A 16,893-nucleotide genomic window follows, 5' to 3' on the forward strand; every position below is an offset into this window, starting at 1 on the left:
CGATCAGTGAGCATCCAGCACGCCATCCTGTGAAAACAGCAGCGGCTTGCCGGTCGCATCGACCAGTGCCGCGGTCAGCGTCGCGCGGTCCGGACGCTGCGCGACCTCGAACGACGTACCGCCTGCGCGCTGCTTCATCACCAGACCATCGAGCCCGACGCCGAGTAACCCGCTCCCGGTCGCGACGAGATCGGTGATCGAACTCTTCGTTTCGGTGTTCAGCGGCGACCAACTGGCCCCGCCGTCGCTGCTCTGGAACAGGCTGCCGAGCAGGCCGCCGACCACGATCCTGCCGTCGGGCATCGCCACACCCGCCCACAACGAGCCTTTGCCACCCGTCTGCAGATAGCTCCAGTTCGCGCCGCCGTCGGTCGACTTGAGCACCGTCCCCTGCTCCGCGGCGATGTAGAGCGCGCCGTGGCGATCGTCGAACACGTGGTACAGGTTGCGGTCCGCCTTGCCGCCGCCTGGCGGCTTCGGCAAGGTCGTCCTGGCCCACGTCTTGCCGCCGTCATGGGTCTGCAGCAGCAACGACCACAGCCCAACCGCGATCCCGTCCCGCTCGTTCGTGAAGTTCACGGAGAACAGCGGCTGATCGACCGAGGTGTCGATGCGCTGCTTCACCCACGTTTCGCCGCCGTCGTGAGTCGCGAGAATCACGCCCCACTGGCCGACCGCCCAGCCACGCTCGGCATCGGCAAACGTGACGGCCGACAGCGTCGCGGAGACCGGCACGCTACGGGCCTGACGCCAGGTCTTTCCATCGTCGTCCGACAGCAGGATCACGCCGTGCTCGCCGACGGCGACGATGCGCTTGGCCGCGCGCGTCGCGTCGGTCAGCATCAAACGGGTCGGCGCGGCCCACACGTGAGCCGGCATCGCGGCCCAGTCCGCGACCGTTCCCTGGGATTGCGCAAACGCTGCTGCGGCAGCACAGAGTGCGGTACAGGCAACAAGAGTCTTGATCATGGCTGAGTCTCTTTCAGGATGTGCGTGAGCGTCAGTGGCTGAACAGGCCCGGTGCGCGCGCCGGCGTGCGGCGCGGGAACCAGCGCTCCAGCACGGACGCCAGCGCCGGCAAGGCCGTCATCGCCATCAACAGATTGACGAGGAACATGAACGCCAGCAGCTTGCCCATGTCGGCCTGGAATTTCAGCGCCGAAAAGCTCCATGTCGCCACGCCGATCGCCAGCGTGATCGCCGTGAAGATCGTCGCCACGCCCACTTCGAGCATCGCGTGCTGCACCGCCTTCACGATATGCTGGCCGCCCGCGAGATGAACCTGCAGCCGGTTGTAGATGTAGAACGCGTAATCGACGCCGATGCCAACGGCCAGCACCATCACCGGCAGCGTCGCCACCGTCAGCCCGATCTGCAATTCCTTCATGAACCAGTAGCCAATGAAGGTCGCGACCGACAACGGCACGCAGCACGCGAGCATTGCGCGCCAGTCGCGGTACGCGAGGAACACGAGAATCAGGATCGCGGCGTACACGTACAGCATCATCGGCAGTTCGCTGCGCGCGACCTCTTCGTTGGTGGCCGCAAGCACGCCCGCATTGCCTGCCGCAAGACGAACGCTGATGCCCGGGAACACGTGCGCTGCACGGTACTGCTTCACGTCGTCGAGAATCCGGTTGATCGTCGTCGCCTTGTGGTCGGTCAGGAACAGGTGGACGGCCGTCATCCCGCAATCGTGGTTCATGAAGCCCTTCACGCGGCCGACGTCCACCGACACTGCCCCGTAGTTCTCAGGGTCGATCGGCACGACGTTCATCTTCGGATAGTCCTCGTTGTAGCCCTGGCCGTAAGTGCGCAGCATCCCCGAGTACGACTGCACCGACACGACGCCCGGCTCCGTCCGCATCGCGGCCGCGAAGTCGTCTTCATAGAGGCCGACCGCCGGGTTGTCGCACGCCTTGCCGCTCGACTCGATCGCGACCGTCAGCCAGTCGAGGCCCATGTCGTAGTTGCCGGCGATCGACGTCGCGTCGCGATTGAAGCGCGCATCCGCACGCAGTTCCGGCGCGCCCGGCTGCAGCGTGCCGATCACGCGGTCGCGGCTTTGCCATGCCGCGAGCGCAAACACTGCCAAGGTCAGCGCGACGGTTGCGCCTGCATACTTCGGCTGCGCGACCCGCGCCAGCCCGCGCAGCCACGCCGCGCGCCGTTCGCCGCGCTTCAGCGCGCTGTCCGCGTAGGTCTTCCCGAAGTTGAAGCAGGAAGCGGCGACCGGCAGCAGCACGAGATTCGTCACGATCTTGTACGCAACGCCCAGCGACGCCGTGATCGCGAGCTCGCGCACCATCGGAATCGGAATCAGCAGCAGCGTGATGAACGACACGAATGCGGTGATCAGCGCCAGCACGCCGGGAATCAGCAGACCGCTGAAACTATGGCGCGCCGCGTCGTACGAGCTATGCCCGTGCGCAATCTCGCGCACGATGAAATTGACCTGCTGCACGCCGTGCGACACGCCGATCGCGAACACCAGGAACGGCACCAGCACCGCGAGCGGATCGAGACCGAAGCCCAGCAGCTTCAGCGTGCCGAACTGCCAGACCAGCGACGTCAGCGAGCAGAAAATCAGCAGCACCGTGAAGCGCAGCGAATGGCAATACCAGTAGACGGCGAGCGCGGTGAGCAGCAGCGCCACTCCGCAGAAGCCGAGCACGGCGGTCGCGCCGTCGGCGATGTCGCCGATCTGCTTCGCGAAGCCGATGATCTGGATATCGTAGCCGGCATCCTCGAACGGTTTGCGGATCTGCTGTTCGAGCAGATGGTTGAACGCGACATAGTCGAGCACCTTGCCCGCGCGATCCCGCTCGTTCAGTTCGGCCGTGATCATCGCGCTGTCTTCGTCGTGCGACACGAGCGTGCCGACATAACCGCCGAGCGTCGTCGACCGGCGAATCTGCTCGACGATCTGCGGCGTCAGCTGGTCGGGCGTGATCGTGCCCGCGATGACCGGCTCCGCACGAAATCCCTCGTCGGTGATTTCGTTGACGAATGCGTTCGGCGTCCACAGCGAACGCACCCCGATCCGGTCGACGTTCGGCAGGTACGTCACGGCCTGGGTCACCTTGTACAACCGCGTCAGTCCTTCCGGCGTCCAGATCGAACCCTTGCGAGCCCGCACGACAACGGTGATCCGGTTCGCACCGAGCAGATCGTTCCGGTATGTCTGGAACGTCCGGATGTATTCATGGCCGATCGGCATCTGCTTCTCGAAGCCCGCGTCCATGCGCAGCTGCACCGCGAACACCGCCATCGCTGCAGTGAACAGGCCGATCACGGCGAGCACGATCGCGCGATGACCGAAGAAAAGTCTTTCCAGACGGCTGACTAGACGATTGAGCACGACACTACCTCTTCAAGTTTTCTGTGGCGCACGGTGTGCGCCGTCTATCCCCGGGTCACCCGTCAGAAGTTCCGGGTGACGAACACCCCGACGAAATTTCGATCGGCATACGGCTGCCCGACCGAGTTGTGCCCGCCGAAGAACGTCGTGAAGTTGATGCCCGCCTGCCACTTCGGCGGATTCTGGTTGAACAGCACGTAGAGGTTCACCGACTTCGCGCCCTGCAGGTAGTTCGCCGTCAGCGTCGGCGTGTAGCCGTAGAGGCCGTCGGAGAACGTGATGCCGGGCGTCACTTGCCAGCCGTGAATCAGCGTGCCGTCATAGGTCCAGTTGAAATCGATCGTCGCGCCCACCGAACTCGACGTGCCCTGCGCCTTCCCGATCGGATAGCCGAGCCCCGAGTTGTTGTTCAGCCACGGGAAGTAGCCGGCCTGCGGCACCTGCGTGACCGTCTGCCCGTTGATCGTGCGCGTGACGCCGCTCGAGCTCAGGCCCGGGTAGTAGATCCACGTCAGTTCCCACGTGAGCGCTGCCGAATCCGCGCCGAGCAGCCTCAGGAACGGATACTCGCTGCGCGTCAGCGCCAGCAGGCCGTTGATGTCGTACTGGAATTTCTTCTTGTCGACCCATTGCTGACAGTTGATCCCCGCGACGCCGTTCGTGTTCAGGTCCAGCGGGCCGCCCGCGCCATAGCAGCTCGACAGCGCGACCGCGTCGCGCGGCCGGTACGACAGTTCGGTGCCGATCGCCCAGGGCCCGAGCCCGAAGTTCGCGCTGACGCCGAACAGCTGGCGGCTGCCGAGATACGACCACTGCTCGGTGCCGTTGGCCAGCGACGCCAGCACCGGGGACTTGTCCGTATAGTTCTCGTAGTAGAACGCGAAGTTCGCATCGAACGAACGCGGCGAGTAGTTGAACTTCACGCCGAACTGCGGCCGGTACTTCGCGGGCAGGGTCGTCGTGACCGGCAGTCCGATGTCGTTGAACGGCGGCCCCGCGAATGCGCCGTTCACGAGCCCGTTCCTGATCGCGTTGAGCGTATCCTGATTGCCGGCTGCGCCGGGCCCGATCGCGTTCGCAATCGTCCCCGCGCTCGGGCCCGCCACGTTGAGGTTGTTCGTGTTGATCGTCAGCGGCTCCGCGCCGCGGCCGAGGCTGTTCGTGGTCGACCAGAACGTGCCGACCGGCGGGTAGCGGTTGCCGTTCCACTGGAACTGGTAGTAGGCCTCGGTGCTGAACCCGTGCGACAGGTCCGCGGCAAAGCTCAGCATCGGCGCCGGCAGCAGCGCCTGCTTGAGCTGCGAACCGGGAATCAGCAGCTTCTGGACATCGAGCGAGTTGGTCGCGTTGATGCCGCCCTGCGCGAACATGCTCTCGCCCCAGTTGATCACCTGGTTGCCGAGCCGCACGTGCGCGTTGCGTCCGCCGATCGTGAAATCCTTCTCGCCCCACAGGTCGAGCAGTTGCGCGTTATAGACGACCTGCGCGGCCGCGGTGCTCGACAGCGGCGTTCTCGCCGTGTCCTTCGCGAGGAAGTCGTACATCCCCGTGCCGCGAACCATGAACTTGAGCCCCTCGCCCGGCATCTTCAGCAGCAGCTCGCTGGTCGCGCCGATGTAAGTGCTGAACGCCTGCCCCTTGCGGTAGTTCAGGTCGCCGTTGTCGGCAAAGCCCCATTGGTTCGTGTTGGCCGCCGCGCCGCAGCCGTATGCGTTCGGATCGCCGGTGAGCGAGCAGCTCGGGCTCTTGGTCCGGATCCCGGCGCCGGCCGTCAGGTTGGTCACCCACGAACCCTGGACAGCGCCGTCTCCCATCGTGAACTCGTAGCCGTACGCGGTCGAGGTCGCCGCACCCAGCACGGCAATCGAAACCGTAGTATGTCTAACTATCGTCTTCGCCTTCATTGCCCCACCTCATCCAAACCCGGATGCCGACGGCGCGTTCGCGCGCGCCGGCTCTTTTCTATTTATCCAGCGACATTCAGCGTTCGCTGACCGACCGCAGCGATTCCGCCGTGAAGAAGTCGGACTTGAAGCGCGGATCGTCGACCTTCTCGTACCAGCGAATGTCCTTGCCTTGACCGATCGGCGACGAATCGAGCACGTAACGCCCGTTGAGCAGGTCGTACTGCACGAACGGCTCGTTGTCGCAGGTGCCGCCCAGCTCATACACCGGGATCGGGTAGCTCTCGCGCATCTTCCACAGCTTGCCCTGAGCGTCATAGTCCTCGCCGACGAGCGCGAGCCAGCTGTCCTCGTCCAGATAGAACACCTTCTTCGACGCGACGTGGCGTGCAGACGGCTTGACCGTCGCCTCGACGATCCACACGCGATGCACTTCGTAACGGCGATGCTTGGCAGCAATGCCGTTCGGCGTCGCCACGTCGTGCAGCTTCGCGTCGAAGTCGTACATGCCGAACGCGTTGTACGGCACGATCATGTCCTTCTTGCCCGCCAGCTTCCAGTTGAACCGGTCGATCGAGCCGTTGAACATGTTGGCTTCGTCGATCAGGTACTGGTTCTCGAAGCCGATCAGCGGTGCGTCGTGCGTGTAGGCCGGCATGCGTCTTACGCGCCGCTGCCCGGGGAAGTAGTAGTACGTTTCCGATATCTTGTCGAAATACTGGCGCTGCACGAACGCCTGGCCCGCCAGCGCGGCCGGCGAATTGGCCGTGAAGTACGCGGCGAGGCTGAGCTGGTCGACATCCTGCGGCGAGCTCTTGCCCTGCTTGCCCGACGGGAAAAAGAAGACTTGCGGGCCGATCGCGTCGATCCACTCGCTGCTGCCCGGGCGCGGCGAGATGGTCGTGACATCCAGCGGCCATTCGATGCCTTCTCCCCGATAACGGTCTTCGTAGTTCAGGATCGCTTCGGCGCCGTTCTTAGGCTGCGGAAACGCCACACCCGGCAGAACCGCCGACTGCACCGTTTCACCGTTCGACGCAAGCTTCGCCGCGGTCAGGTTCGCCTTCGAGTTCTGTTCGACGGCGTCCGGCAACTGGCATTCGCGGTGCGACGGGTAGACGTCCATCCGGTAGCCCTTCTGTTGCTTGATCAGCGCGATCTGCCCCGCCGACAGCATGTTCGCGTACTTGTCGACATTGGCGGCGTCGATCGAGTACAGCGGCTTCTCGTTCCTGTGCTTCCAGAAGTCGCCGCGAAACTTGCCGTACTCCCAGCCGGACTGCGGCGCCTGCCGCCCGGCAAAGGCCGGCACGGCGCCATCCTTGCTCGCCCCGCGTTCCGCGCCTGCCGGCGTGAGGTCGTCTGCGACAGCGCCTCCAGCCACGACCAACAACGCCGCCGCGATCGCGGACATGGCTCCGATTGTGTGCTTCCTCATCATGGTTCTCCTTCCGATTCCGCGTTCAATCGCCGGTAACGGACGAAACGCGTTCATTTCATTTCGATTGCTGGCTACCCGACTACGCCACTGGCCGACTGCGTGCTTCCGTATCCCGGCGGATCGCGACGCGAGTGACCGCGGCCCTCGCTGCACTTCGATCGACATGCTCAGGACTACGATATTTGTCGACGAGTACTGCACTCTGTCCGAAAACGGGTTTCACTTCATAGGCGCTCCGTCTGTCAGCACGAGATCGCGACGGTGTGCAACGGCGTTCGTGCAACGGGTAATGGCCGACTGGCTGCGGCAGCCTCGATGCGTCTCCTCCGCGGATGCCGCGCCAGCCGCGCTGCCTCAAAAGCGGCAGTGCGCGGCAGGCTCAGGCGCTGCCGGACCCGGCCACCGCCACCGCCCGAATCTCGACGCACAGGCCGGGCAGCGCAAGCTGCGTCACCCCGACCGCAGTCCACGACGGGTAGCGGTCCGGAAAGTACGCGTCCTTGACCGCCGCAAACGCCTCGGTGTCGCCCTGCAGATTCGTGTGGAAGGTCGTCAGTTCGACGACGTCGGCAAGGCTCGCCCCAGCCGCTTCGAGAATGCCCTTCAGGCACTCGAACGCGATCCGGGCCTGCGCCTGCACGCCATTGGCGGGCTGCATGTCCGCGCCGATGCCGACCTGGCCGGATACCCAGATCGTGTCGCCCACGCGGGTCGCCGGCGAGAAATGATATGCGTCGTACCACGCCTGGAACGGGGGCGGGACGATCGATTGCCGTTTGTTGGTGGATGCCATGTCAGGAACCTCTTTGATCAGACGAGTTGACGGAAACAGGGTGCGCGGAACGGATCGCCGGCCTTCAGCGACGCCAGTTCCTCGACGAACAGGACGCCCGCCGGCGTGAAGCCCGACATGCTCTGCTCGGGCAGCGGGCTGAAAACCGCGTCGTCGCCGAAGAAGCGCAACACGAGCGTGTGGCGATCCGGGAATTCGGCATCGACCACGCCGCCGCCATGCAGCACGCCAGGGTGCAGCAGCAGCACGTCGCCCGGCTTCGTCGCCCACGAAACGATGTCGTAAGCGTCCGGATCGGCGCGGCGCTCGGCTTCGATGTCCGGCAGCCGCGGCCAGACGTCGCCGCCGTGCAGCGGATCGGTGGGGTCCTCGGCGTTCTGGAACGTGGTGCCGTCGTGGCGGATGCCGCGGTGCGAGCCGCGGACGATCTCGAGCGCATTGCGCTTCGGGACGGCCTCGAAGCTGATCCACGCGTTGCCGAAGTGCATCCCCTCCCACGGCAGGTACGACGTGTCCTGGTGCCACGGCGAACGCGCGCTCTTGCCGCCGTTCTTGAGGAACAGCTCCTCGGCGAAATACCAGATGTGCTTCGAACCCCACAGGTCGGCAAACAGCTGGCCGAACGGCAGCATTCCGACCAGCGCGTCGAGCCGCTCCTTCGCGTACGGGTTCGCGTTGTCGTTGTGCGATTTGTACTCGGTGCCGTCGAGGAGACTGGCGGCCATCGGTCCGGGGTTTTCGATGCCCCAGTCGAATGCCTCCCGGCACTGGGCCAGTTGTTCTTCATTGAGAAGGCCTTCGATGAGAACAGCACCATCCTCGGCAAAAGCCTTGCGTTTGGATTCATCCATTGCAGATCTCCTGATTCGTCAAATGGCAACCGGGTCGGGGACGCTTCCGGCCGAGTCTTTAGTAGAACATGTTGCAAATGTTAGGTCATGATGACAAAAACAAAAACAGAAAAATGAACAGGGTATTCCCTTCCCTGTCCTGCCCCGGATCTCCACACAGGAGGGGCACACCATCGACGCCGGCTCATGCAGACGACCGGAAGCATCCGTTCAAGTCGGACGATTGACACACGGACACGGCTTCAACCGTTCACTTGCGTCCCAACGCTCCTGCCATCCGCCGAGCCGAATTCACGACACCGCGCCCCGTCAATCGGGCGCACGCTTGAACACCGCATTTGCGAGGAAGCCGGCCAGGACCGCGTCGATCAACTCGTCGGCCACGCACCGAGAATCTGCCGCACGATCGTCCGCACGACAGGACTGCGCACCGTCGCACAGCCCCATCAGGCCGAGCGCCAGCGCCTCGGCGGGCAGCGACAGCGGCACGCCGGCGCGTGCCGCGAACGCGCGGCGACAGGCCGTCATCGGGTCGTGCCTTTCCTGCAGGAGCGCGTCGAAATGCGCGCGGAACTGCGAATCGCGCACCGCCAGCAGCTTCGCGTCCATCCACAGCAGGAACGGCTCGTGGCGGCGATAGCGTTGCCGGTAGTACGCGAGCATCGCCCTCTCCATCTCGTCGCGCGTGCCGCCCGCGTCGACGATCCGCCGCAGCGCCGTCTCGACCTCGTCGTGATCGCGCTTGAGCAGTTCGAGCAACAGCTCCGCCTTGTCGCCGAAATTCGAGTAGAACGCGCCGCGCGTATAGCCGGCCGCCGCAGCGATATCCTCGACGCTCGCCGCGACGCATCCCTTCTTCGAGAAGACCAGCTGCGCGGCACTCAGCAGACGCTCGCGCGTCTGGTTCCTGCGCTGCGCCCTCGTCAGGCGTGCCGGCCTCATGGGCGCGAACCCCGTTGCCGCCAGCGGCGATCCGCCGTGCATCGATCGCCTCCCACCATGATCAGGACCGCTATTCTTTCACGATACGACGATGGCGGTTTTCGCAACGTTCGCCCCTCTTCGACACGCTCCATCTGGCTTACGCGCGCTCCAGCGCGCAATAGGCGTAGTAGATCGACGCACAGAAGTACGACCACGTGACCAGCGCAAGCACGTAGAAGTTGAACACGATGTTGGTCGCCTCGCCCGGTATCCTGTAGAAGTCGTAGATGCAGGCAATGGCCAGCGAACCTACCAAAGCGACGATCGTGGTCAGCGCATGGAACGTCTCGCCCGCGCGGAGCAGCCGTCTGACAAAGTACGCGAGATAGATCGCCAGTGCCGTCCACATCGCAACGTAGAAGTACGGCAGGATCCCGTCCAGGAAATCGGTGGTCACGAGGACGATCGTGCCGATGGTGGCGATCCCGAACAGGATCACGTCCTGACGAACCGAGGGCTTGTAGTGGTGCGTCACTGCCATCAGGCCGGCAACGGCGACAACCGGCATGCCGAACCCTCTGGAAAATGCGTCCAGGAAATGCGAGATACCGTAGGAAAACGGCGAGCCGGTCACAAAGAATACCAACGCATTCGAGGCCGAAAACGTCACGATCCACCACTCGAACCCAAGCAGGTAGTTTCGCTTCCTGACGAACTTCAAACCATAGATGCCCGTGGTCAATGCCAACAAGGCGGCGGAACAACAAAGACTGGCTGATCTGAGATCCATGACTAGACTCCTGAAACCGGTTGCGTACGATTCATCATTCTTTCGCCGGATTGACACTCGCCAGATAGCTGGCGATCGCCTTGCGGTCTTCCGGCGACATCGCCGAAGCGAGGTTCTTCATTGCGCCGGTGGCCTCGCTGCGCGTGCCGGCGGCAAACGCGTCGAGCTGCTTCACGAGGTAGTCGTACCCCTGCCCGGCGAGCCGCGGGAACTGGCCCTGACCCATCAGCTGCGCGCCGTGACACGCGGCGCAGGTGCCGCCCTTCACCAGTCCCTCACCACGTGCCTGCAATCGGGGATCCGGCTTGAAGAAGCGGTTCCCGGTGGCCGGCTGCCTCGCGTAGTAATCGGACAGGGCCTTGATGTCGGCGTCGCTCAACGTCATCGCAAGCGGGGCCATGTTCGGATTCGCCCGTTGTCCGCTCGCAAAGCCATGGAGCTGAGCCGCCACGTATTGGGCCGGCTGCCCGGCCAGGCTCGGATAGCCTTGATGGAGCGACGTACCCTTCACGCCGTGACAGCCCATGCACACGTCGGTCAGGTGCGGCCACGCGCCGCCGTCGGCCTCGTAGGCCTCGGCCGATGTCGTCGCGTACCGCTGAAGGCGATAGAGATCGACGAGGCTGGGGCCGAAGCTGACGAGCAGCGCAATGGCGATGCCCGCGACGGAGAGCACTGCGAGTTTTTTCATCATTGCTCTCCTATGCGCGACGCAGTGCATTGAGCGCCTGAAGCGCACCCTGATGGCCCGAACGTACGGCGCCATCCATGTAACCGGCCCAGATGGTCGCGGTCTCGGTACCCGACCAGATCAGGTTGCCGCACGGCGGGCGCAGCGCGTCGCCATGCGCGCTCCAGAAGCCCGGCGGGATCGCCGACACGCACGTGATCGTCCACGGGTCGACGCGGCCCCAGTCGTGATCGTGGTAAGACACCGGGGCCAATGCGTCGCGGCCCCACGCCTGTGCGTAAAGCTCCGTCAGCATGCGCGTCGCGGCATCCGGCTCCGACGGGACCATCGCGTTCTCGATGAACGCGTTGATGATCCCGATCTCGCCACCTGGCGGAGAGTTGTCGTAGGCCCAGAGAATCGGTCCGTTGAACTGGAAGATGTGCCCGTTCAGCCCCTTGTCACGCCAGAACGGACGGCGGTACACCATCGCCGTCTTCCGCGCCGGCGAATGCGCGGGCCACGCGCGCTGCAGCGCCGCACGTTTGTCCGGCAGCGACGGGCTGAACTGCACCTGATGACACAAGGCCGGATGGATGGCCACGATGACCTTCCGGGCGCGGATCTCCGCACGATCGGTAAGCAGCGTGACGACGTCGCGATCCCAGTCCGTGATCCGGCGGACCGGAGTCGACAGGCGCACCTTGTCGCCGAGTTGCTGCGCCAGCTTGATGCTGAGGATTTGCGAGCCGCCGATGAACCGGGTTTCCTGCGCGCTGTGCTTGATGGAATCGAGTTGCGCAAAGTCGCAATCGGCCGAATTGATCATCGACAGAAAATGCAGGAGGCCCATTTTGGCCGGCAGGGTCCCGCCGGAGAGCAGGCTCGACGTGTTCCAGCCCATGCGGTCTTCGGCCTTGATGTCCTGTTTCGCGAACCAGTCGCCCATCGAAAGCCTGTCGAGTTCGCCGACCTGCGGCGAGGTCCACGGCGCGCCCGACGGCACGTTCCGCGACAGCGCGCTGAGCTTCGCCCCGATCGCCTCGTCGGTGCCGAAGGTCCCCTTCAGGTCGACCTCCGTTCGGCCATCGCCGCCGAGAATGACCGTCTTCCCGTCGTAGTAGCTCGGGAACGTGCCGACATCGAGTTCGCGAGCGAGATCCGCCACGGCCGTCTGCCCGGGGCCGATCCACTGCCCGCCGACTTCCGTGACATAGCCGCCCCCCACGCTGTAATTGAGCGTCCGGCCGCCGACACGGTCTCGCGCTTCGAGGACGACAAAGGATTCGCAGCCGGCCAGACGCAGGTCTCGCGCGGCGGTCAATCCGGCCAGCCCCGCTCCGATGATCACCACGTCGAGCACATCGCCCGGGATGCCCGCCGCGCCAGCGACGCTCGCGTTTGCCGGCCGGGCGGCCAGCGCAAGACCGCCCACGGCAGCCGACGCGCCGGCGTACTTGAGCCACTGCCTGCGCTGCATGTCGGCCGTGATGTCTGGGGAAGACTTCTTTGCCATAGCTTCTTCGTTAGGACTATAAAAGAAAATGCTGTCAGCGACCGATCGGGGCGGTACGCGACAGACGGTTGCTCAGGGTCGGGGCGTCACGCTGGCTTTCTCGACAACCTAAACTAGTACATGATACAAAACATAGGTCATGATACCCAAATAAGGAGACGAAAAAAAAGACAGGGTATTCCCCTGTCTTCAGACGCCTGACGATTGCCTTTCTTCACGAGCGGCCGCCGCCACGCTCTACGCTGCGGGCCGGTCCTCCGAAGCCGGGCTCGCGCGCTTCCCGGGCGCGAGCGCGCCCGGCGGTGTCGGGTCACGTACCGGCGGCTCCATCTTCGAGAGGGACATTCCATATCACCATTCGTGCCCGTATTAGTGCGGACACTTTTTTGCATATGTGCGCCCTCCCGAAAAGTGCGGGCCTTTTTTGTACGTCGACAGCTATCACCCCCATTGCGAACAGTGTCTTCGTGTATATCGTCAAAATCCGATATAAGATTCGCACATTGACGATGCTCTTTTGCCTGAAGAAATCCTCCCAATGCCGACCGACCTCGACATCGACGCGATCCTCAAGGCGCTCGCGAACCCTGTCCGCCGGGACATCCTCGAGTGGCTGCGCACGCCCGGCGCGCATTTCCCGGAACAGACGCTGTCGTTCGACCACGGCGTCTGCGCGGGACAGATCGACGCGCGCTGCGGGCTGTCGCAATCGACGGTATCCGCGCATCTCGCGACACTGCAGCGTGCGGGACTCGTGACATCGACCCGCGTCGGCCAGTGGGCGTTCTTCAAGCGCAACGAAGCCGTCATCGACGCATTTCTCGACGCGCTGCGCCGCGAACTCTAACCCGGCCGGACCGGCCAGCGGGACTTCACCCCGCCAATCCTGAAGAGGTATTTAGCATGCCTACGTTGTTCGACCCCGTCGTCCTCGGCGACCTGACCCTGCCGAACCGTATCGTGATGGCGCCGCTCACCCGCTCCCGTGCGGGCGACACGCGCGTCCCCAACGACCTGATGGCCCGCTACTACGCGGAACGCGCATCGGCCGGCCTGATCATCAGCGAAGCAACCGCCGTAACGCCGCATGGTGTCGGCTATGCCGGCACGCCCGGCATCTGGTCCGACGAGCAGGTCGAAGGCTGGAAGCGCGTCACGCGTGCGGTGCACGACGCGGGCGGCCGCATCGTGCTGCAGCTCTGGCACGTCGGCCGGATCTCCGATCCGATCTTCCTCGACGGCGAGCTGCCGGTCGCGCCGAGCGCGATCGCCGCAAGCGGCCACGTGAGCCTCGTGCGTCCGCAGCGTGCGTACGTGACGCCGCGCGCGCTCGACCTCGACGAGATCCCGGGGATCGTCGCCGCGTACCGCAAGGGCGCAGAAAACGCAAAGGCGGCAGGCTTCGACGGCGTCGAGATCCACGGCGCGAACGGCTATCTGCTCGACCAGTTCCTGCAGGACAGCACCAACCGCCGGACCGACGCATACGGCGGCCCGGTCGAAAACCGCGCGCGCCTGCTGCTCGAAGTAGTCGACGCGGCGATCGACGTGTGGGGCGCGGGACGCGTCGGCGTGCATCTGGCGCCGCGCGGCGACGCACACACGATGGGCGACTCCGATCCGGCCGCGACCTTCGGTTATGTCGCGCGTGAACTCGGCCGCCGCAAGATCGCGTTCATCTTCACGCGCGAGTCGTACACGGGCGATCACCTGAGCCCGCAACTGAAGAAAGCGTTCGGCGGCCCGCTGATCGCGAACGAGAAATTCTCGCTCGACGGCGCGCAGAAGGTGCTCGACAGCGGCGAAGCCGATGCGATCGCATGGGGCCAGCTGTTCATCGCGAACCCCGACCTGCCGCGCCGTTTCGAACTCGACGCACCGCTCAACAAGCCGGTGCCCGAGACCTACTACGCGGAAGGCGAAACGGGCTACACCGACTACCCGGCGCTCAGCAACGCGGCCTGATGGCCGACCGCCGCGTGTTCATGCGCGCACGTCGCGGCGCATGAACACGCGCTGCGTTTCGTCGAGGCCGCGCGCGACGTGATGCGCGCGGATCTCGCGCAGCGCTTCGTCGAGCGCCGCGTCGTCGATATCGTAGAAACCGAGGCGCCGGTAATACGACGCGTTCCACGGCGGTGCGACGAACGTCGACAGCACGACCTCGTCGACCCCGTCCGCCGCCGCACGTGCAGCCACGGTTTCGACGAGGCGCGCGCCGATCCGCTGCCCCGCATGCGACGGCGCGACGTCCAGTTCCTCGAGATACAGCCGCCGCGCGTCGAGCAGCTGGTAGAACGCGAAGCCGACGCACGTGCCGTGCGCATCGAACGCAACATACGCACGCCCCGCATCGATGCGCATGCGCACGGCCGCCGCATCGGTCGGCTCGCCGTCGGCGATATCCGGCATGCCGATCGCGCGAAAGCGCTCGGCGGCGGCGACTTCCACGGCGGCCATCGCGGCGGCGTCGTGCGGGGTGGCCAGGCGGATCGTGACAGGAGCGGTCATGGCGTCGGGGGGTAGGCGGCTGGAACGGCCGTCACTATAATCCAAACTTCATACGTTTCGAACGCCCTCCCGCGAGGTCTCCATGACGCTCCCCGCGCTCGCCGTATCCGCCGCCGCCCTTCCCGTCTTCGCCGGCACGCCCGGCCGGAATGCCGCTGCGCGCGACCGACGTGGCGAATGTGCATCGTCGCGCCCCGCGTGACGCGCGGCGTCTCGCGCGCCGGCCGCCTGATCATCCATTGAGCATTTTCCGGAGCACAGACCCATGAGCGCCTCCAGCCTCGTCGCATTCGCGATCGCCCTGTTCGTGTTGGCCGGCACGCCCGGCCCGAGCGTTGCCGCACTCGTCGCGCGCGTGCTCACGAACGGCTTCCGAGACGTGCTGCCGTTCCTCGTCGCGATGTGGCTCGGCGAAGCCGTCTGGCTGACCTGTGCGGTGGGCGGCCTCGCCGTCGTGGCGCACACGTTCGCGGCTGGTTTCTACGTGCTGAAGCTCGCCGGCGTCGGCTATCTGCTCTTCCTCGCATGGAAGATGTGGACCGCGCCGACCGACCCGGCAACGGACGACATCCCCCGCGGCCGATCGGCCGCGCGCATGTTCGCCGCCGGCCTGCTGGTGACGCTTGGCAACCCGAAAATCGTGCTCTTCTACCTGGCGCTGCTGCCGACCATCATCGACCTGTCGCACGTCAGCGTAACCGGCTGGGCCGAGCTCGTCGTGACGATGCTTGCAGTGCTGATCGTCTCGGATTGCGCATGGGCGTTCGTCGCCACGCGCGTCCGCAAGTTCATCATGACGCGGCGTGCGATGAAAATCGCAAACCGCACGAGCGCGGCTGCCATGGCCGGCGCGGCCGTCGCGATCGCGACGCGCTGAGCAGGCGCCGCTATGCGCCTTTCGCCAGCGTACGCAGGTTTTGCGCGGGATCGCTCAGCAGGTCCGGCGCGATCGCCGCCCGCCGCTCGATCAGCGTGCGGATGCTGCGCATGTCCTGTCCGCGATTGAGCGTGACGCCCGCCGTCACCACACCGTCGCGCAACCCGAACAGCGCGCATGCGGACGCCGACAGATCACCGCGCACGATCCATTCGTCGGTGGCCATGTCCCCGGCGAACTGCACGTTCACGCCGCACTGGTCGCTCCAGAACCACGGCACGTACTCCGTATCGTCCGGCACGCCAACCATCGCGGCAGCGGCCCGCGCCGCCTGCCGGTTCGCGTTGTCCCAGCTCTCGCGGCGCACGTGCCCGCCGGTTTGCACATCCAGTTCGGCCGCGTTGTCGCCGGCGGCGTAGATGTCCGGATGTGAGGTCCTGCACGCGCTATCGACCAGGATCGCGCCGTTCGTGCGCAAACCCGCATCCCGCGCGAGCACATCGTCAGGTTCGACGCCAATTCCGTAGACGATCGCATCGCCGCGCAGTACCGTTGCGTCGGCCAGCGTCACCACGAACGCATCGCCGACGCGCGACGCGTCGACGAGCCGCCGACCCGTCAAAACGTCGACGCCGCGCGCGCGATGCAGCGCGCGCAGATGCGCACGAACCAGCGGCGGTGCGCAGCGCGCCATCACGTCATGTGCCTGCTCGATCACGGTCACACGCGCGCCGAGTTCGACCGCGCTCGACGCCAGCTCCATGCCGATCACGCCGCCGCCGACGATCAGCACATGCGTGCCCGCCCGCAGCGCACGGCCGAGCGCATGCGCATCGTCGAGCGTACGCAGCGTATGCACGCCGTCACCGAGACGGTCGAGCATCGGCAACCGGCGTACCCGCGCGCCGGTCGCGAGCAGCAGCTTGCCGAAACCGAGCGACGTGCCGTCGGCGAGCGTCAGCCGGTGCTGCGCCGGATCGATTGCCACGACACGCGTGCCGAGCCGCAGCTCGATCCGCTGCGCATCGTAGAACGAGGCGGGAAACAGCGTCGCACGCACGTCGTCAGGCTTCAGCAGCACGTCCTTCGACAACGGCGGACGTTCGTACGGCAGGTGCGGCTCGTCGCCGATCAGCACGATGCGCCCTTCGAAACCGCGGCGCCGCAACTCGGCCGCCGCAGTCGCGCCGGCCTGCCCGGCGCCCACGATCACGCAATCGCCGGTTGTCATCGCTCGACTCCGGCCGACGCGTCG

General features: G+C 65.4%; 15 protein-coding genes. 3 read left to right on the forward strand and 12 right to left on the reverse strand.

Annotated features, from left to right (window positions below):
• Positions 1 to 3 precede the first annotated feature (3 nt).
• The 10 genes from ACV22Z_RS01755 to ACV22Z_RS01800 all read right to left on the reverse strand — a co-directional run bounded on the left by ACV22Z_RS01755 (position 4) and on the right by ACV22Z_RS01800 (position 12,250).
• Positions 4 to 969, reverse strand: coding sequence for a WD40/YVTN/BNR-like repeat-containing protein (locus ACV22Z_RS01755; protein WP_448074595.1), 966 nt, complete (start codon positions 967 to 969; stop codon positions 4 to 6).
• A gap of 31 nt (positions 970 to 1,000) precedes the next feature.
• Positions 1,001 to 3,361: an efflux RND transporter permease subunit gene (locus ACV22Z_RS01760; RefSeq protein ID WP_448074596.1), complete on the reverse strand. Its 2,361-nt coding sequence runs from the start codon at positions 3,359 to 3,361 to the stop codon at positions 1,001 to 1,003.
• A gap of 62 nt (positions 3,362 to 3,423) precedes the next feature.
• Complete coding sequence (locus ACV22Z_RS01765) at positions 3,424 to 5,265, reverse strand: DUF1302 domain-containing protein (RefSeq protein ID WP_448074597.1); 1,842 nt, start codon at positions 5,263 to 5,265, stop codon at positions 3,424 to 3,426.
• A 76-nt stretch (positions 5,266 to 5,341) separates the two neighbouring features.
• Complete coding sequence (locus tag ACV22Z_RS01770; RefSeq protein ID WP_448074598.1) at positions 5,342 to 6,706, reverse strand: DUF1329 domain-containing protein; 1,365 nt, start codon at positions 6,704 to 6,706, stop codon at positions 5,342 to 5,344.
• A gap of 379 nt (positions 6,707 to 7,085) precedes the next feature.
• Positions 7,086 to 7,499 carry a RidA family protein gene (locus ACV22Z_RS01775; protein WP_448074599.1) on the reverse strand — a complete coding sequence of 138 codons (414 nt, stop codon included), beginning with the start codon at positions 7,497 to 7,499 and terminating at the stop codon, positions 7,086 to 7,088.
• Positions 7,500 to 7,516: 17 nt separating this feature from the next.
• Positions 7,517 to 8,350, reverse strand: coding sequence for a phytanoyl-CoA dioxygenase family protein (locus ACV22Z_RS01780; RefSeq protein WP_448074600.1), 834 nt, complete (start codon positions 8,348 to 8,350; stop codon positions 7,517 to 7,519).
• Positions 8,351 to 8,659: 309 nt separating this feature from the next.
• Positions 8,660 to 9,292: a TetR/AcrR family transcriptional regulator gene (locus ACV22Z_RS01785; protein WP_448074601.1), complete on the reverse strand. Its 633-nt coding sequence runs from the start codon at positions 9,290 to 9,292 to the stop codon at positions 8,660 to 8,662.
• Between the two features lie 139 nt (positions 9,293 to 9,431).
• Positions 9,432 to 10,064: a hypothetical protein gene (locus ACV22Z_RS01790; RefSeq protein ID WP_448074602.1), complete on the reverse strand. Its 633-nt coding sequence runs from the start codon at positions 10,062 to 10,064 to the stop codon at positions 9,432 to 9,434.
• Between the two features lie 34 nt (positions 10,065 to 10,098).
• The gene (locus ACV22Z_RS01795) at positions 10,099 to 10,755 is read right to left on the reverse strand and encodes a c-type cytochrome (protein ID WP_448074603.1); all 657 of its coding nucleotides are present in this window, start codon (positions 10,753 to 10,755) and stop codon (positions 10,099 to 10,101) included.
• Between the two features lie 10 nt (positions 10,756 to 10,765).
• A complete protein-coding gene (locus ACV22Z_RS01800) occupies positions 10,766 to 12,250 on the reverse strand; it encodes a flavin monoamine oxidase family protein (protein WP_448074604.1) in 1,485 nt (494 codons plus the stop codon).
• 538 nt (positions 12,251 to 12,788) lie between these two features.
• On the opposite strand from ACV22Z_RS01800, the gene ACV22Z_RS01805 reads away from it, so the two are divergent.
• Both ACV22Z_RS01805 and ACV22Z_RS01810 read left to right on the forward strand, forming a co-directional pair.
• Positions 12,789 to 13,097, forward strand: a complete 309-nt coding sequence (locus tag ACV22Z_RS01805; protein ID WP_448074605.1) for an ArsR/SmtB family transcription factor — start codon at positions 12,789 to 12,791, stop codon at positions 13,095 to 13,097.
• 56 nt (positions 13,098 to 13,153) lie between these two features.
• Positions 13,154 to 14,215: an alkene reductase gene (locus tag ACV22Z_RS01810; RefSeq protein WP_448074606.1), complete on the forward strand. Its 1,062-nt coding sequence runs from the start codon at positions 13,154 to 13,156 to the stop codon at positions 14,213 to 14,215.
• Positions 14,216 to 14,233: 18 nt separating this feature from the next.
• Here ACV22Z_RS01810 and ACV22Z_RS01815 read toward each other — a convergent pair whose 3' ends face one another.
• Positions 14,234 to 14,761, reverse strand: coding sequence for a GNAT family N-acetyltransferase (locus ACV22Z_RS01815; protein ID WP_448074607.1), 528 nt, complete (start codon positions 14,759 to 14,761; stop codon positions 14,234 to 14,236).
• Between the two features lie 265 nt (positions 14,762 to 15,026).
• Between ACV22Z_RS01815 and ACV22Z_RS01820 the strand changes: the two genes are divergently transcribed.
• The gene (locus tag ACV22Z_RS01820) at positions 15,027 to 15,638 is read left to right on the forward strand and encodes a LysE family translocator (RefSeq protein ID WP_448074608.1); all 612 of its coding nucleotides are present in this window, start codon (positions 15,027 to 15,029) and stop codon (positions 15,636 to 15,638) included.
• A 10-nt stretch (positions 15,639 to 15,648) separates the two neighbouring features.
• Here the strand turns inward: ACV22Z_RS01820 and hcaD are convergent, their stop codons facing one another.
• Positions 15,649 to 16,869 carry a 3-phenylpropionate/cinnamic acid dioxygenase ferredoxin--NAD(+) reductase subunit gene (hcaD, locus tag ACV22Z_RS01825; protein ID WP_448074609.1) on the reverse strand — a complete coding sequence of 407 codons (1,221 nt, stop codon included), beginning with the start codon at positions 16,867 to 16,869 and terminating at the stop codon, positions 15,649 to 15,651.
• Between the last annotated feature and the right edge of the window lie 24 nt (positions 16,870 to 16,893).

This window comes from Burkholderia sp. PU8-34, from assembly GCF_053427725.1.

What these genes read in the sequence shown, in the direction of transcription:
- ACV22Z_RS01795 (WP_448074603.1), bottom strand. Translation starts at nt 10,755, where the DNA reads ATGAAAAAACTCGCAGTGCTCTCCGTCGCGGGCATCGCCATTGCGCTG.
- ACV22Z_RS01770 (WP_448074598.1), bottom strand. Translation starts at nt 6,706, where the DNA reads ATGATGAGGAAGCACACAATCGGAGCCATGTCCGCGATCGCGGCGGCG.
- ACV22Z_RS01785 (WP_448074601.1), bottom strand. Translation starts at nt 9,292, where the DNA reads ATGAGGCCGGCACGCCTGACGAGGGCGCAGCGCAGGAACCAGACGCGC.
- ACV22Z_RS01755 (WP_448074595.1), bottom strand. Translation starts at nt 969, where the DNA reads ATGATCAAGACTCTTGTTGCCTGTACCGCACTCTGTGCTGCCGCAGCA.
- ACV22Z_RS01775 (WP_448074599.1), bottom strand. Translation starts at nt 7,499, where the DNA reads ATGGCATCCACCAACAAACGGCAATCGATCGTCCCGCCCCCGTTCCAG.
- ACV22Z_RS01780 (WP_448074600.1), bottom strand. Translation starts at nt 8,350, where the DNA reads ATGGATGAATCCAAACGCAAGGCTTTTGCCGAGGATGGTGCTGTTCTC.
- ACV22Z_RS01810 (WP_448074606.1), top strand. Translation starts at nt 13,154, where the DNA reads ATGCCTACGTTGTTCGACCCCGTCGTCCTCGGCGACCTGACCCTGCCG.
- ACV22Z_RS01800 (WP_448074604.1), bottom strand. Translation starts at nt 12,250, where the DNA reads ATGGCAAAGAAGTCTTCCCCAGACATCACGGCCGACATGCAGCGCAGG.
- hcaD (WP_448074609.1), bottom strand. Translation starts at nt 16,869, where the DNA reads ATGACAACCGGCGATTGCGTGATCGTGGGCGCCGGGCAGGCCGGCGCG.
- ACV22Z_RS01805 (WP_448074605.1), top strand. Translation starts at nt 12,789, where the DNA reads ATGCCGACCGACCTCGACATCGACGCGATCCTCAAGGCGCTCGCGAAC.
- ACV22Z_RS01765 (WP_448074597.1), bottom strand. Translation starts at nt 5,265, where the DNA reads ATGAAGGCGAAGACGATAGTTAGACATACTACGGTTTCGATTGCCGTG.
- ACV22Z_RS01790 (WP_448074602.1), bottom strand. Translation starts at nt 10,064, where the DNA reads ATGGATCTCAGATCAGCCAGTCTTTGTTGTTCCGCCGCCTTGTTGGCA.
- ACV22Z_RS01820 (WP_448074608.1), top strand. Translation starts at nt 15,027, where the DNA reads ATGAGCGCCTCCAGCCTCGTCGCATTCGCGATCGCCCTGTTCGTGTTG.
- ACV22Z_RS01815 (WP_448074607.1), bottom strand. Translation starts at nt 14,761, where the DNA reads ATGACCGCTCCTGTCACGATCCGCCTGGCCACCCCGCACGACGCCGCC.